Annotated in this window: 15 protein-coding genes and 1 tRNA gene; all 16 read right to left on the bottom strand. The window is 64.3% G+C overall.

What is annotated here, in order from left to right; genetic code table 11:
* Position 1: 1 nt before the first annotated feature.
* Positions 2-1,510, bottom strand: coding sequence for an NADH-quinone oxidoreductase subunit M (locus G5A07_RS11125; RefSeq protein WP_005410452.1), 1,509 nt, complete (start codon positions 1,508-1,510; stop codon positions 2-4).
* Positions 1,511-1,533: 23 nt separating this feature from the next.
* On the bottom strand, positions 1,534-3,693 hold the full coding sequence (gene nuoL, locus G5A07_RS11120) for an NADH-quinone oxidoreductase subunit L (protein WP_053443337.1): 2,160 nt from the start codon (positions 3,691-3,693) through the stop codon (positions 1,534-1,536).
* A 7-nt stretch (positions 3,694-3,700) separates the two neighbouring features.
* Positions 3,701-4,006, bottom strand: a complete 306-nt coding sequence (gene nuoK, locus G5A07_RS11115; RefSeq protein WP_006381125.1) for an NADH-quinone oxidoreductase subunit NuoK — start codon at positions 4,004-4,006, stop codon at positions 3,701-3,703.
* Positions 4,003-4,659, bottom strand: a complete 657-nt coding sequence (locus G5A07_RS11110) for an NADH-quinone oxidoreductase subunit J (protein ID WP_010486441.1) — start codon at positions 4,657-4,659, stop codon at positions 4,003-4,005. The genes nuoK and G5A07_RS11110 overlap by 4 nt, the downstream gene beginning before the upstream one ends.
* 9 nt (positions 4,660-4,668) lie before the next feature.
* Positions 4,669-5,157 carry an NADH-quinone oxidoreductase subunit NuoI gene (gene nuoI / locus G5A07_RS11105; protein ID WP_005417924.1) on the bottom strand — a complete coding sequence of 163 codons (489 nt, stop codon included), beginning with the start codon at positions 5,155-5,157 and terminating at the stop codon, positions 4,669-4,671.
* A 4-nt stretch (positions 5,158-5,161) separates the two neighbouring features.
* Positions 5,162-6,256, bottom strand: a complete 1,095-nt coding sequence (gene nuoH / locus G5A07_RS11100; protein ID WP_006381129.1) for an NADH-quinone oxidoreductase subunit NuoH — start codon at positions 6,254-6,256, stop codon at positions 5,162-5,164.
* Positions 6,253-8,487, bottom strand: a complete 2,235-nt coding sequence (nuoG, locus tag G5A07_RS11095) for an NADH-quinone oxidoreductase subunit NuoG (protein WP_049409123.1) — start codon at positions 8,485-8,487, stop codon at positions 6,253-6,255. Before nuoG ends, nuoH begins: the two co-directional genes overlap by 4 nt.
* The gene (gene nuoF, locus G5A07_RS11090; RefSeq protein WP_010486436.1) at positions 8,484-9,824 is read right to left on the bottom strand and encodes an NADH-quinone oxidoreductase subunit NuoF; all 1,341 of its coding nucleotides are present in this window, start codon (positions 9,822-9,824) and stop codon (positions 8,484-8,486) included. The genes nuoG and nuoF overlap by 4 nt, the downstream gene beginning before the upstream one ends.
* A 4-nt stretch (positions 9,825-9,828) precedes the next feature.
* Positions 9,829-10,356, bottom strand: a complete 528-nt coding sequence (gene nuoE / locus G5A07_RS11085) for an NADH-quinone oxidoreductase subunit NuoE (RefSeq protein WP_006381132.1) — start codon at positions 10,354-10,356, stop codon at positions 9,829-9,831.
* Positions 10,357-10,453: 97 nt separating this feature from the next.
* Positions 10,454-11,761 carry an NADH-quinone oxidoreductase subunit D gene (locus G5A07_RS11080; RefSeq protein ID WP_010486430.1) on the bottom strand — a complete coding sequence of 436 codons (1,308 nt, stop codon included), beginning with the start codon at positions 11,759-11,761 and terminating at the stop codon, positions 10,454-10,456.
* A complete protein-coding gene (locus tag G5A07_RS11075) occupies positions 11,758-12,507 on the bottom strand; it encodes an NADH-quinone oxidoreductase subunit C (RefSeq protein WP_010486428.1) in 750 nt (249 codons plus the stop codon). The genes G5A07_RS11080 and G5A07_RS11075 overlap by 4 nt, the downstream gene beginning before the upstream one ends.
* A gap of 33 nt (positions 12,508-12,540) precedes the next feature.
* Positions 12,541-13,095: an NADH-quinone oxidoreductase subunit B gene (locus G5A07_RS11070; RefSeq protein ID WP_005410463.1), complete on the bottom strand. Its 555-nt coding sequence runs from the start codon at positions 13,093-13,095 to the stop codon at positions 12,541-12,543.
* Positions 13,086-13,442, bottom strand: a complete 357-nt coding sequence (locus G5A07_RS11065) for an NADH-quinone oxidoreductase subunit A (protein ID WP_010486426.1) — start codon at positions 13,440-13,442, stop codon at positions 13,086-13,088. Before G5A07_RS11065 ends, G5A07_RS11070 begins: the two co-directional genes overlap by 10 nt.
* A 111-nt stretch (positions 13,443-13,553) precedes the next feature.
* Positions 13,554-13,638: transfer RNA gene (locus G5A07_RS11060), tRNA-Leu, on the bottom strand.
* Between the two features lie 51 nt (positions 13,639-13,689).
* Positions 13,690-14,127: a preprotein translocase subunit SecG gene (secG, locus tag G5A07_RS11055; protein WP_010486424.1), complete on the bottom strand. Its 438-nt coding sequence runs from the start codon at positions 14,125-14,127 to the stop codon at positions 13,690-13,692.
* A gap of 31 nt (positions 14,128-14,158) precedes the next feature.
* Complete coding sequence (tpiA, locus tag G5A07_RS11050) at positions 14,159-14,914, bottom strand: triose-phosphate isomerase (protein WP_010486422.1); 756 nt, start codon at positions 14,912-14,914, stop codon at positions 14,159-14,161.
* Between the last annotated feature and the right edge of the window lie 148 nt (positions 14,915-15,062).

Here is a 15,062-nt window from a genome sequence, read left to right as displayed (position 1 = left end):
ATTACAGCAGCTTGCTGGATGCGATCTGCATCGCCAGCTTCGCGATCGAGGGCTCCATCAGGTCGGTCAGCGGCTTGGGGTAGATGCCCAGCGCCAGCACGCCGATGGCGAACACGCCCAGCACCAGCCATTCGCGGCCGTTGATGTCCTTCAGTTCGGCCACGTGGCTGTTGGCCACCTCGCCGAAGAAGATGCGCTTGTACAGCCACAGGGTGTAGGCGGCACCGATGATCAGGGTGGTGGCCGCGCCCAGTGCGATCCACGGATTACGCTGGAAAGCCGACAGGATGACCATGAACTCACCGACGAAACCGCTGGTGCCCGGCAGGCCCGCATTGGCCATGAAGAACAGCATGGCGAAGGTGGCGAACCACGGCATCACGTTGACCACGCCGCCGTAATCGGCGATGCGGCGGCTGTGCATGCGGTCGTACAGCACGCCGACGCAGGAGAACATCGCACCGGACACGAAGCCGTGCGAGATCATCTGCACCATGGCGCCCTGCAGGCCCAGGCGGGCGGCGTCGGCGTTGCCGGCTTCACGCACCAGCCACAGGGCAATGAAGGTGCCCAGGGTGACGAAGCCCATGTGTGCGATCGACGAATAGGCGATCAGCTTCTTCATGTCGTCCTGCACCAGGGCGACCAGGCCGACGTAGATCACCGCGATCAGCGACAGCGCGATCACCAGCCAGGCCCATTCCTGCGACGCGTCCGGGACGATCGGCAGGTTGAAGCGCAGGAAGCCGTAGCCACCGATCTTCAGGGCGATGGCGGCGAGGATCACCGAACCGGCGGTCGGCGCTTCCACGTGCGCGTCCGGCAGCCAGGTGTGCACCGGGAACATCGGCACCTTGACCGCGAAGGCGATCAGGAAGGCGAAGAAGATCCAGGTCTGTTCCTTGGCCGACAGCGGCAGCGCGTACAGGTCGGCCAACTGGAAGCTGCCGCCCTTCATGTACAGGTAGATCAGCGCCACCAGCATCAGCACCGAGCCGAGGAAGGTGTACAGGAAGAACTTCAGTGCTGCGTAGATGCGGCGCGGGCCGCCCCAGACACCGATGATCAGGAACATCGGGATCAGCATCGCTTCGAAGAACACGTAGAACAGCATCGCGTCCGTCGCGGCGAAGATGCCGACGGTGACGCCTTCCAGGATCAGGAAGGCCGCCACGTACTGGTTCACGCGCTTGTCGATGGCGCTCCAGGCGCCGATCAGGGCAAGCACGCTGACCAGGGTGGTCAGCAGGATCAGCGCCACGGCGATGCCGTCCACGCCCAGGTTGTAGCCGATCTTGTACGCCGGGATCCAGGCATGGGTCTCGACGAACTGCAGACCGTCGATGCCTGCGTTGTAGCCGCTCAGCAGCGAAAGGCTTGCAACGAAGGTGAGTACCGCGACGCCCAGCGACGCCCAGCGGGCGGTCTGTGCATCACGGATCGCAAGGATCAGGGCGCCACCGATGATCGGCAGCCAGATGAGGACACTGAGTAGAGGCCAGTTCGACACGTCTTCTTATTCCGTACAGGTCATCAACGCAGGTAATGCATCAGCACGCCCAGCAGGGCAATCAGGCCGATGATCATCGCGAAGGCGTAGTGATAGAGGAAACCGGATTGGGTACGACGCAGCACGCCGGCTGCAACGTCCACAACACGTGCCGAGAGATTGACCACGCCGTCGACGATGTTGCTGTCGATCCAGCGCGAGACCTTGCCCAGCTTGACGCTGCCGCCGGCAAAGCCATCGATCCACAGCTTGTCGAAGCCGTACTTGTTTTCCAGCACCGAAACGATCGGGGCGAAGGTCTTGCGTGCCTTGCCCGAGAGGTCCGGCTTCCACAGGTAGAACAGCGCGGCCAGCAGGAAGCCCGCCAGGGTCAGCCAGAACGGCGGCAGCATCATGCCGTGTAGCGCGAACGCGACCGGGCCATGGAACTCTTCACCCAGGAACGCGACGGTGTTCTTGGCCGGATCGTAGAAGTCGACGATGCCGGTGAAGAACGTCTGTGCCTGGCCCTTGATCGCCTCGTGCGCATGCTGGCCAGCCCAGTCGGTGCCGTGCAGCATCGGACCGATGCTGAAGAAACCGATGGCGATCGACGGGATGGCCAGCAGGATCAGCGGCAGGGTCACCACCCACGGGGTTTCGTGCGGCTCATGCGGACCGTGGCCATGGCCGTGGTCGTCATGGGCATCGCCATGGTGGGCGTCGGCGGCGTGGTGATCGTCATGGCCATGGGCATGATCGTCGTGCGCGTCGCGGAAGCGTTCCTTGCCATGGAAGGTCATGAACAGCAGGCGGAAGCTGTAGAAGCTGGTCACCAGCACGCCACCCAGCACTGCCCAGTAACCATAGGTGGCCACCCAGCTGTTCTGCATGTGGGCGTGGATCTCGGCCGCCTCGATGATGGTGTCCTTCGAATAGAAGCCGGAGAAGAACGGCGTACCGACCAGGGCCAGCGTACCGATCCACATGGTGACGAAGGTGATCGGCATGTACTTGCGCAGGCCGCCCATCTTGCGCATGTCCTGCTCGTGGTGCATCGCGATGATGACCGAGCCGGCACCCAGGAACAGCAGCGCCTTGAAGAAGGCGTGGGTCATCAGGTGGAACACGGCCGCCGAATAGGCCGACACGCCCAGGGCGACGGTCATGTAGCCCAGCTGCGACAGCGTGGAGTACGCGACGACGCGCTTGATGTCGTTCTGCACGATGCCGATCAGGCCGGTGAAGAACGCGGTGGTGGCACCGATGAACAGCACGAAGTTCAGCGCGGTCTGCGACAGCTCGAACAGCGGCGACATGCGGGTGACCATGAAGATACCGGCGGTCACCATCGTCGCGGCGTGGATCAGTGCCGAGATCGGGGTCGGGCCTTCCATCGAGTCCGGCAGCCACACGTGCAGCGGGACCTGGGCCGACTTGCCCATGGCGCCGATGAACAGGCAGATGCAGATGACGGTGGCGATCGACCAGATCACCGGCTCGTTCAGCAGCTGCATGCCCAGGATCGTGCCGTCCCAGATCTGCAGCTGGGCGCGCGGGTCAGCCAGCATGCCGGCCTGCGAGAACACCTGCGAGTAGTCCAGGGTGCCGAACACCCACAGCACGCCGGCGATGCCCAGCAGGAAGCCGAAGTCACCGACGCGGTTGACCAGGAACGCCTTCATGTTGGCGAAGATCGCGGTCGGGCGCTTGAACCAGAAGCCGATCAGCAGGTACGACACCAGGCCAACCGCTTCCCAGCCGAAGAACAGCTGCAGGAAGTTGTTGCTCATCACCAGGGTGAGCATCGAGAAGGTGAACAGCGAGATGTAGCTGAAGAACCGCTGGTAGCCCGGATCGTCCTGCATGTAGCCGATCGTGTAGATGTGGACCAGCAGCGACACGAAGGTCACCACCACCATCATCATCGCGGTCAGCTTGTCGACCATGAAGCCGACGTGGGCCGAGTACTGGCCGACTTCAAAGAACGTGTAGATGTTCTGGTTGAACGGCTGCGCACCGCCCCAGAGCAGCTGGTAGAGCGTGTACATCGACAGGCCGCAGGCAACCGCAACGCCGAGGATGGTGATGGTCTGCGCGCCGAAGCGCTTGACCTGGCGACCGAACAGGCCGGCGATGATGCTGCCGAACAGCGGTGCAAGCACCACTGCGATCAACAGACTCTTGGAGAGAGTGATTTCCATCTGTGGATCAGCCCTTCAACGAATCGACTTCGCCGACATTGATCGTGCGGCGGGTACGGAACAGGGTCACCAGGATCGCCAGGCCGATGGCGGCTTCCGCGGCGGCGACGGTCAGGATGAAGAACACGAACAGCTGGCCGGACGGATCGCCCAGCTGACGCGAGAACGCGACGAAATTGACGTTCACCGACAGCAGCATCAGCTCGATCGACATCAGCAGGACGATGACGTTCTTCCGGTTGAGGAAGATGCCGGCCAGGCTGATGGCGAACAGCACCGCGCCCAGCGCAAGCATGTGGCCAAGGGTAATCACGGCTGGGTCTCCTCGCCGGTGGCCGGCTTGCTGTTGCTGTGCACGACCGGCGCTTCGGCGCCCATCTTGACCATGCGCAGGCGCTGGCCGGCCTTGACCATGGTCTGCTCGCCCGGGTTCTGGCTCTTCACGCCGGTACGGCGACGCAGGGTCAGCATCACGGCGGCAACCACGGCCACGGTCAGGATGACCGCAGCGAACTCGAACGGCAGCAGGTATTCGGTGAACAGCGTGCGCGCAAGCCAGGTGACGTTGGAGCTGTCGGCAGCGACCGCGGCGGCGTTGTCGGCGGGGAACGGGGTAACCGCCCTGCCCTTCACGCCGATCAGGATCAGCATCTGGACCAGCATGGCCACGGCAACGATCAGGCCGACCGGCAGGTAGCGGACCCAGCCCTCACGCATCTTGGTGGGATCGATGTCCAGCATCATCACCACGAACAGGAACAGCACCATCACCGCGCCGACATACACCAGCACCAGTGCCACACCGAGGAACTCGGCGCCGACCAGCAGCCAGACGCAGGCGATGGAGAAGAAGGTCAGCACCAGGCAGAGCACGGCGTGAACCGGGTTGCGCACGCTGATCACCGCACCGGCCGAAACCGTTGCCGCGATGGCGAACACCCAGAAAGCGATATTTACCCAATCCATCTCTCGACCTCAGCGGTAAGCGGCATCGGCGGCGCGACGCTCGGCGATCTCGGACTCGAGACGGTCGCCCAGGGCCAGCAGCTGCGGCTTGGTAACGATGTTTTCGCCACGATTCTCGAAGTGGTACTCGAGGATGTGGGTTTCGACGATCGAGTCCACCGGGCAGCTTTCTTCACAGAAGCCGCAGAAGATGCACTTGAACAGATCGATGTCATAGCGCGTGGTACGGCGGGTGCCGTCTTCGCGCTTGGCCGAGTCGATGGTGATGGCCAGTGCCGGGCACACCGCTTCGCACAGCTTGCAGGCGATGCAGCGCTCTTCACCGTTGGGGTAACGGCGCAGGGCGTGCAGGCCACGGAAGCGCGGCGACTGCGGGAACTTCTCCATCGGGTACATCATCGTGTACTTGGGCTTGAAGCTGTACTTCAAGGTCAGCCAGAGACCGGCCAGCAGTTCGAGCAGCAGCAGGCTCTTGAAGTAATGGGTAATCCTGTTCATCACTTTAGACGCCCTTTTGAATCACGCCGAAGAACACCATGACGGCGGTAACCGCGATCCACAGAATGGCCAGCGGGATGAAGACCTTCCAGCCCAGGCGCATGATCTGGTCGTAGCGGAAGCGCGGGAAGCTGGCACGGAACCAGATGTAGGCACTGGCGAAGAAGAACACCTTGACGAACAGCCACGGTGCACCGCCCTTCCAGATCCAGTCGACCAGCGGCGAGACATCGCCGAAGTTGACCCAGCCCTGGATCGGGCTCAGCCAGCCGCCGAGGAAGAAGATCGAGATCAGGAAGCTGATCAGGATCATGTTCGCGTATTCGGCCAGGAAGAACAGGGCGAAGGCACCGCCGGAGTACTCGACCATGTGGCCGGCGACGATTTCCGACTCGCCTTCCACCACGTCGAACGGCGCGCGGTTGGTTTCAGCCACGCCCGACACCCAGTAGATGACGAACAGCGGGAACAGCGGCAGCAGGAACCAGTCGAAGAAACCGGAATTGCCGGCCTGCGCCATCACGATGTTGCTCAGGTTCAGGCTGCCCGACGCGATCATCACGCCGACCAGGGCGAAGCCCATGGCGATTTCGTAGCTGATCATCTGTGCCGAGGCGCGCATCGCACCCAGGAACGCATACTTCGAGTTGGATGCCCAACCGGCCAGGATGATGCCGTAGATGCCCAGCGAGGTCATCGCCAGCAGATACAGCAGGCCGGCGTTGGCGTTGGACAGCACGATCTGCGAATCGAAGGGCACCACCGACCAGGCCGCGAAGGCCGGCGCCAGGGTGATCAGCGGTGCCAGCAGGTAGATCGCCTTGTTGGCACTGCTCGGCTGGACCACTTCCTTGAACAGCAGCTTGAAGACGTCGGCGAAGGCCTGGAAGATGCCCATGCCCACGTACATCGGGCCGTGGCGGACGTGCATCCAGCCGATCAGCTTGCGTTCCCAGACCACATAGAAGGCCACCGAGATGATCACCGGAACGGTGATCACCAGGATCTTCAGGATGATCCAGATCAGCGCGCCGATGTCACCGAGGCCAAGCAGCCACTGGTGCAGCGGGTCGACCGCGTTCAACAGCAATTCGTTCATGCAGCCACCACCGATACGCGAGCGGCACCCAGCGGCGCGGTCGCGCCGTGGCCCGATTCAATCCAGACCGAACCCGCAGCGACGCGGGCGTCGACCACCACCGGCAGGGTGGCCTTGCCGGCATCGGTGCCGACCTTGGCCATCTGCCCTTCCTGCAGCTGCAGGCGAGCGGCATCTTCAGCATTCAGCACGATGCGCGGGGCGTTGTTGAGCGGATGCGACTGCAGCGCCGGGGCGCGACGGACCACCGCATCGGTGCGGTAGATCGCGGCGGTCGAAGCCACTTCCAGGCCTTCGCCGGCAACCGCCGGCTGCGCCGAAGCGGCGACGGCGACCGAAACCGGGGCCAGGCTGGCACGCAGGCCGGCCAGGTCGGTGAAGTCGAAACCGGCCACGGCCAGCTCGCCGCCCAGGGCGCGCAGCACGCGCCAACCCTCACGGGCCTCGCCCGGCAGCTTGCCGCCGGCACGGGCCAACTGCTCGCGACCATCGAGGTTGGTCAGGGTGGCGTCGATTTCCGGCAGCGCACCGATCGGCAGGATCACGTCGGCGACGTCGCGGGTCGAAGCACAGGCGAACTGGCTGAAGGCCACCACCTGGGCACCCACCAGCGCCTTGCGCGCGGCGGGTGCGTCGGCAAAGTCCAGGCCCGGCTCCAGGCCGTACACCACGTAGGCCTGGCGCGGCTGCGCCAGCATCGCGGCGACGTCCTTGCCGGCCGGCAGCACACCGGCGCGGGTCAGGCCAACAGCATTGGCGCCCTGCGGGATGCGGCACAGCTTGGCACCGGTAGCGGCAGCGAAGTCACGCGCGGCGGCGCGGATCGCGGCAGCCTGCGGGTGGTTCTCGGCGATGCCACCGACGATCAGTACGGTGTTGTTGCCGCCCTGCACTGCCGAGCGCAGCTCTGCGTTGGCCAGCGCGTCGACGAACTTCGACGGCGCAACGATCTGCTTGCCGGCGATGCTGAAGGCGAAGTCGAAGTCCACCGGGTTGACGACGTGGATCTTCGCGCCGTTGGTGGTCTGCGCCTTGCGCAGGCGGGCGTGCAGCAGCGGCAGTTCGTGGCGGATGTTGCTGCCCAGAACGACGATGCGGTCGGCGCCTTCGATTTCGGCCAGCGGCAGGCCGAACACTTCGGCGGTGGCGGCGTCGGAGAAATCGCGGTTGTTGATGCGGTGGTCGATGTTGCTCGAGCCCAGGCCCTTGGCCAGACGGGCCAGCAGCGCACCTTCCTCGTTCGAGGTGGACGGATGCACCAGCACGCCCAGGTTGTCGCCCTGGTTCGCCTTGAGAATCTCGGCGGCCGCGGCCAGGCCTTCGGCCCAGCTCACTTCCTTCCACTCGCCATTGACCTTGCGCAGCGGCTTGACCGCACGGTCTTCGCTGTACAGGCCCTGGTGCGAGTAGCGGTCACGGTCGGACAGCCAGCACTCGTTCACCGCTTCGTTGTCGCGCGGCACGGTGCGCAGCACTTCGCCGCGACGCACGTGCAGGAACAGGTTCGAACCCATCGCGTCGTGGTAGCCCAGCGATTCGCGCGCGGTCAGTTCCCACGGGCGGGCGCGGAACTGGAACACCTTGTTGGTCAGCGCACCGACCGGGCAGACGTCGACGACGTTGCCCGACAGCTCGGTGGTCAGCGGCTTGCCGTCGAAGGTACCGATCTGCAGGTTCTCACCGCGATACATGCCGCCCAGTTCGTAGGTACCGGCCACGTCGGCGGTGAAGCGGACGCAGCGGGTGCACTGGATGCAGCGGGTCATCTCGGTGGCGACCAGCGGGCCCATGTCCTCGTCCGGCACCACGCGCTTGCGCTCGTTGAAGCGGCTGACCGAACGGCCATAGCCCAGCGACACGTCCTGCAGCTCGCACTCGCCGCCCTGATCGCAGATCGGGCAGTCCAGCGGGTGGTTGATGAGCAGGAACTCCATCACCGAGCGCTGGAACTTCAGTGCCTTCTCGCTGCGGGTGGCGACCTTCATGCCATCCATCACCGGGGTGGCGCAGGCCGGCGCCGGCTTCGGCGACTTCTCCACGTCCACCAGGCACATGCGGCAGTTGGCGGCGATCGGCAGCTTCTCGTGGTAGCAGAAGCGCGGAATCGAAATGCCGGCCTTGTCGGCCGCCTGGATGATCATCGAACCCTTGGGCACGACCAGGGACTTGCCATCGATTTCGATGGTCACGTGATCCGGTGGCACGTTCGGGTTTACGGGTTGCGCGCTCATGCGGCGGCTGCCTCCACCTTCTTGCCGTCAACCATCGAATGACCGTTGACGATGTAGTACTCGAATTCGTCCCAGAACTGGCGCAGGAAGCCCTGGATGGGCCATGCAGCCGCTTCACCGAACGCACAGATGGTGTGGCCTTCGATCTGGCCGGCCACCGCCTTCAGCTGGTGCAGGTCTTCCATCGTGGCCTTGCCGGCGACGATGCGCTCCAGCACGCGGTGCATCCAGCCGGTACCTTCACGGCACGGGGTGCACTGGCCGCAGGATTCCTTGTGGAAGAACTGGCTGATGCGGCAGGCGAACTTGACGCAGCACACGCTGTCGTCGAGCACCACGATCGCACCCGAACCCAGGCCGGAGCCCAGCGCACGGATGGTGTCGTAGTCCATCGGCAGGTCCTTCAGCTCGGCCGCGGTCAGCACCGGCATCGACACACCGCCCGGGATCGCGCCCTTCAGCGTGCGGCCCGGACGCAGACCACCGGCCATTTCCAGCAGATCGTGGAATTTGGTGCCCAGCGGCACTTCGAAGTTGCCACCGTTCTGCACGCAGCCGGACACCGAGAAGCACTTCGGGCCGCCGTTGGCGGTCAGGCTCAGGCCCTTGAACCACTCCGGGCCGTTGCGGATGATCGCCGGCACCGAACCATAGGTTTCGGTGTTGTTGATCGTCGACGGCTTGCCGTACAGGCCGAAGTTGGCCGGGAACGGCGGCTTGTAGCGCGGCTGGCCCTTCTTGCCTTCCAGCGATTCCATCAGCGCGGTTTCTTCGCCGCAGATGTAGGCGCCAGCGCCCAGCGCGCCGTAGATGTCGATGTCCACGCCGCTGCCGAGGATGTTCTTGCCCAGCCAGCCGTTCGCATAGGCATCGGCCAAGGCCTGTTCGAAGTGCTCGAACGGCTCATGGTGGAACTCACCGCGCAGGTAGTTGTAGCCCACGGTCGAACCGGTGGCGTAGCAGGCGATCGCCATGCCTTCCACCACCGAATGCGGGTTGTAGCGCAGGATGTCGCGATCCTTGCAGGTGCCCGGCTCGGATTCGTCCGAGTTGCAGAGGATGTACTTCTGCATGTTGCCCTTGGGCATGAAGGACCACTTCAGGCCGGTCGGGAAGCCTGCGCCACCGCGGCCGCGCAGGCCCGAGGCCTTGACCATCTCGATGACCTGCTCCGGCGGGATCTTCTCTTCGAGGATCTTGCGCAGGGCGGCGTAGCCACCGGTCTTCAGGTAGCTTTCGTACGACCACGGGGTGTCGTAATGCAGGGTGGTGTAGACCACCTGGTGCGGCAGCGGCGCGGGGCCGACCGGACCCTTGGATTCGTGGTGATGTGCCATGCCCTTACTCCAGCCCGTCCAGCAGCTCGTCGACCTTTTCCAAGGTCAGACGCTCATGGTAGTGACCGTTGATGACCATCATCGGCGCGCCACCGCAACCGGCCAGGCACTCTTCCTCGCGCTTGAGGTAGACGCGGCCGTCCGGGGTCGATTCACCGTGTTTGATGCCCAGCTTCTTCTCGCAATGGCGGACGATGTCCTCGGCGCCATTGAGCCAGCAGCTGATGTTGGTGCAGATGGCCACGTTGTTGCGGCCCACCTTCTCGGTCTCGAACATCGAGTAGAAGCTGGCGACCTCGTAGGCCCACACCGGCGGCAGATCAAGGTACTTGGCCACGCCGGCGATCAGCTCGTCGGTAAGCCAGCCCTCGTTCTGTTCCTGGGCCGCATGCAGGCCCTGCAGCACGGCAGAGCGCTTGCGGTCCGGCGGGAACTTGGACAGCCAGTGATCGATGTGAGCGCGGGTCTTGTCGCTCAGCACCACCATCGGGTCGACGTCGCGCGCCGCCTCGAAATTACCTGTCGCCTTCATCGGCCGACCTCAGCGAAATGCATAACGTGAAATTCCAGAAACTGCGGCGCCGGCTTGCGCCGGCTGCCTGCAGCGGGCGTTGGCGTGGCGGACGGCATTACCGGTCAACCTCGCCGAACACCAGGTCGTAGGTACCGATCATCGCCACCACGTCGGCCAGCATGTGGCCGCGCACGACCGAATCGATCGAGGACAGGTGGGCGAAGCCCGGTGCGCGCAGGTGCACGCGGAACGGCTTGTTGGCGCCATCGGAGACCAGGTAGCAGCCGAACTCGCCCTTGGGCGCTTCCACTGCCGCATAGGTCTCGCCGGCCGGCACGCAATAGCCTTCACTGAACAGCTTGAAGTGATGGATCAGCGCTTCCATGTCGTCCTTCATGTCCTCGCGCTTGGGCGGAGCGACCTTGAAGTTCTTCACCATCACCGGGCCCGGGTTGGCCTTCAGCCACGCCACGCACTGCTTGATGATGCGGTTGGATTCGCGCATTTCGGCAACGCGGACCAGGTAACGGTCGTAGCAGTCGCCTTCCTTGCCCAGCGGGATGTCGAAATCGACGGCATCGTACTTGGCGTACGGACGCTTCTTGCGCAGGTCCCAGGCAATGCCCGAGCCGCGCAGCATCACGCCGGTCATGCCCCACTGGTGGGCCAGTTCCGGAGTGACCACGCCGATACCGACGGTACGCTGCTTCCAGATGCGGTTGTCGGTCAGCAGGGTTTCGTATTCGTCGATGCGCTTGGGGAACTCGACGGTGAAGTTCTCCAGGAAGTCCAGCAGCGAGCCTTCGCGCGAAGCATTGAGCTGCTTCAGCGCCTTGCCCTTGTGCCAGCGCGATTCCTTGTACTTCGGCATGTGGTCCGGCAGGTCGCGGTAGACACCGCCCGGACGGTAGTACGCCGCGTGCATGCGCGCGCCGGAGACCGCTTCATAGCAGTCCATCAGCTCTTCGCGCTCGCGGAAGGCGTACAGCATCACCGCCATCGCACCCAGGTCGAGCGCGTTGGAGCCCAGCCACATCAGGTGGTTGAGGATGCGGGTGATTTCGTCGTACATGGTGCGGATGTACTGCGCACGCTCCGGCGCCTCGATGCCCATCAGGGTCTCGATCGCGCGCACGTAGGCGTGCTCGTTGCACATCATCGACACGTAATCCAGGCGATCCATGTAGCCGATCGACTGGTTGAACGGCTTGGACTCGGCCAGCTTTTCGGTACCACGGTGCAGCAGGCCCACGTGCGGGTCGGCGCGCATGATGGTTTCGCCGTCCATTTCCAGGATCAGGCGCAGCACACCGTGCGCGGCCGGATGCTGCGGGCCGAAGTTCATGGTGTAGTTGCGGATTTCCTGCCGGCTTTCGGCGGCGTTGCTGGCGAATGCTTCGCCGGCCTGGTGTACGTGGCTCACTTCACTGCCTCCTGCGCGCGCTCACCTTCTGCGGTCTGCAGACGGGCGTCGTCGCGGATCACGCGCGGCACGCCGACGCGCGGCTCCACCGAGGTGACCGGTTCGTAGATCACGCGCTTCTTTTCTTCGTCGTAGCGGACTTCGACATTGCCGATCAACGGGAAGTCCTTGCGGAACGGATGGCCGACGAAACCGTAGTCGGTCAGGATCCGGCGCAGGTCCGGGTGGCCTTCGAAGATCACGCCGTACAGGTCGAACGCTTCGCGCTCGAACCAGTTCAGGCCCGGCCAGATGCTGGTCAGCGAGGACACCACCGGCAGCGCTTCGTCAGGGGCGAAGCACCGCAGGTGCATCATCAGGTTGTGCTGGTACGAGCGCAGCTGGGCGACCACGGCGAAGCGCTGGGTCGGCATGTGCTGCGGGCGGGCACCGTCGGCGCCGTTTTCCTCGGTGGGGAACTCGCCCCACGCGAAGCGGCCCTGGGCCTTGCCTTCGACGCCGCGACTGAAGCCCTGAGAAGACACGTCGGCGGTGTCCCATTCGTCGGAGCCATAACCAAGGTAGTCGACGCCGCAGAGATCCACGGCCTGTTCGAAACCAAACTCGTCACGCAGCGCCAGGGCGGTGGCGTGCCACTCGGCGGCAGGCACTTCCAGCGTCACTTCGCCGCGGGGTTCGACCACGATGACTTTCGCACCAGCGAAACGTGCGGACAGTCGGTCGATGAAGGATGCTTGCTCTGCCATGGGGGCTTGGCGCGCTCTTGTCAGGTGAAGGGGTCAGCGGGCGATGGTCTGTGTACGCCAGATCTTCTTCTGCAGCTGCAGGATCCCGTACACCAGCGCCTCGGCGGTCGGCGGGCAGCCCGGGACGTAGACGTCCACCGGCACCACGCGATCACAGCCGCGCACCACAGAATAGGAGTAGTGGTAATAGCCGCCACCGTTGGCGCAGCTACCCATCGAGATGACCCACTTCGGGTCCGGCATCTGGTCGTAGACCTTGCGCAGCGCCGGGGCCATCTTGTTGACCAGGGTACCGGCCACGATCATCACGTCGGACTGACGCGGCGACGGGCGGAACACCACGCCGTAGCGGTCAAGGTCCAGGCGAGCGGCGCCGGCGTGCATCATCTCGACCGCGCAGCAGGCCAGACCGAAGGTCATCGGCCACATCGAGCCGGTGCGCGCCCAGTTCAGCAGTGCATCGACGCTGGTGGTGACGAAGCCCTTTTCCAGCAGCGGGTTGTCGCCTTCCGGCCGCAGGATGTCATCAACCCGGCCTTCCGGCGTGGGGTTGTTCATGAGGCCATCGAGAGTCTGAATCACTCCCATTCCAGCGCTCCCTTCTTCCAGACGTAAATGAAACCGAGGAACAGCATGCCGACGAACAGGCCCATGGTGATGAGCGAACGGGCACCCAGCTCCATGAAGACCTGGGTCCACGGCACGATGAAGATGATTTCCAGGTCGAAGACGATGAACTGGATCGCGATCAGGTAGTAGCGCACGTCGAACTTCATGCGCGCGTCTTCGAAGGCCTCGAAGCCGCACTCGTACGGCGACAGCTTTTCCAGATCGGGGCGGCGGGGACCGAGGAATCGACCAACCAGCATCAGCGTAACGCCGATACCGGTGGCAACGATCAGAAACAGCAGAGACGGCAAATATTCGGCCAGCACAGCGATTCTCTCTTGCCTCTGCCGCCGCGCCTGCAGGCGCTTTGGCATGGGGGAGTGGACGGGAATCTGCCTGGCGCCTTGCGCGCCAGACGAACCCGCTTTACTTACAAATGGTGCCCAAGAGGGGACTCGAACCCCTACGACTTGCGTCGCTACCACCTCAAGGTAGTGCGTCTACCAATTCCGCCACCTGGGCAAACGATCACATCAGACTATCTTCCCGATGCGCCGCGTATTGTAACCGGCTTCAGTCTTTCTGGGAGCCTTCCGAAGGCTTTTCTTCACCAGAAACCGAAGATTCCGCCTGAGCCGGCACATTCGCGGCCGGAACCGGGGCGGCCGGGACCGCATCGGCCTTCGGAACGGCCGGCAGCTCGCCCGCCGGAGCCGCCGGAGCGACGGCCGCCGGAGCGGACATCAGGCCCAGATCCTGGTCGGCCGCCGGGCGGCTGCCATGACCGGCATACCAGGCCATGAAGAGGCTGATGCCGAAGAACACGACAGCCAGCCACTTGGTCGATTTGGACAGGAAGTTCGAGGCGCCACGCGCACCGAACACCGTACCCGAGGCACCGGCACCAAAGCCCGAACCCGCCGCCGCACCCGAACCACGCTGCATCAGGATCAGCGCGATCATGGCCACAGCGACCAGCACGTAGACGACATTGAGGATCAACATCAGCATTGGAAACCGCCCTCGGACAAAACTTCTAGGATTAGTTCGCGGCCGCCGCCCTTGCGATGGCCAGGAAGTCCGCGGCCACCAGGGAGGCGCCGCCGACCAGCCCACCATCGACATCCGGCTGCGCGAACAGTTCCCCGGCATTGTCGGGCTTCACGCTACCGCCGTAAACAATGGGCAGTGAATCAGCGATTCTAGCATCGATGCGCGCGACTTCGCCACGGATGAACGCGTGCACCTGCTGCGCCTGCTCCTTGGTGGCGGTACGGCCGGTACCGATGGCCCAGACCGGCTCGTAGGCGACCACGGCCTTGGCGAAACCGGCCGCGCCGACCAGCTCCAGCACCGGCGCCAGCTGGCTGGCGATGACCGCTTCAGTCTGCCCGGCCTCGCGCTGCTCCAGGGTCTCGCCCACGCACAGCACCGGCACCAGGCCGGCGTGCTGGGCGGCGGCGAACTTGCGTGCGACCAGCTCGCTGCTTTCATGGTGGTACTGGCGACGCTCGGAATGGCCGACCAGGCCATAGCGGGCCCCGACCTCGACCAGCATGGCCGCGCAGACTTCGCCGGTGTAGGCGCCCTTCTCGTTGCTGCTCACGTCCTGTGCGCCAAAGGCCAGGCCGGCCTCGCCGAAGTCCTCGACCAGCTCCCCCAGGTAGGGCAGCGGCGGCAGGATCACCACGTCCACTCCCTCCAGCGGCAGCCCAGCGGCCACCTGCCCCAGCAGTTCATTGGCGAATTGACGGCTGCCATGCAGCTTCCAGTTTCCGGCGACGATCTTGCGGCGCATGAGCGGGTGGCTCCTGTGTGAAGTCAGCCGGTCATGATACCCGTTGCGGCAAAAATCCGTTTCCTTGTAAGCGGTTACATGGATTTTCAGCCAACGGCGCAGCCCCTCGTGGCGGGGGTTGGGTTGGGTTGGTCGCGGAGAGCCCGGT

Source organism: Stenotrophomonas sp. AS012628 (assembly GCF_010608305.1).
In the GTDB taxonomy this organism is placed as follows: Bacteria; Pseudomonadota; Gammaproteobacteria; order Xanthomonadales; family Xanthomonadaceae; genus Stenotrophomonas; species Stenotrophomonas geniculata.
The sequence above is the reverse complement of the archived record's forward strand: the minus strand, read 5'-3'. Positions and strand labels throughout refer to the sequence as shown.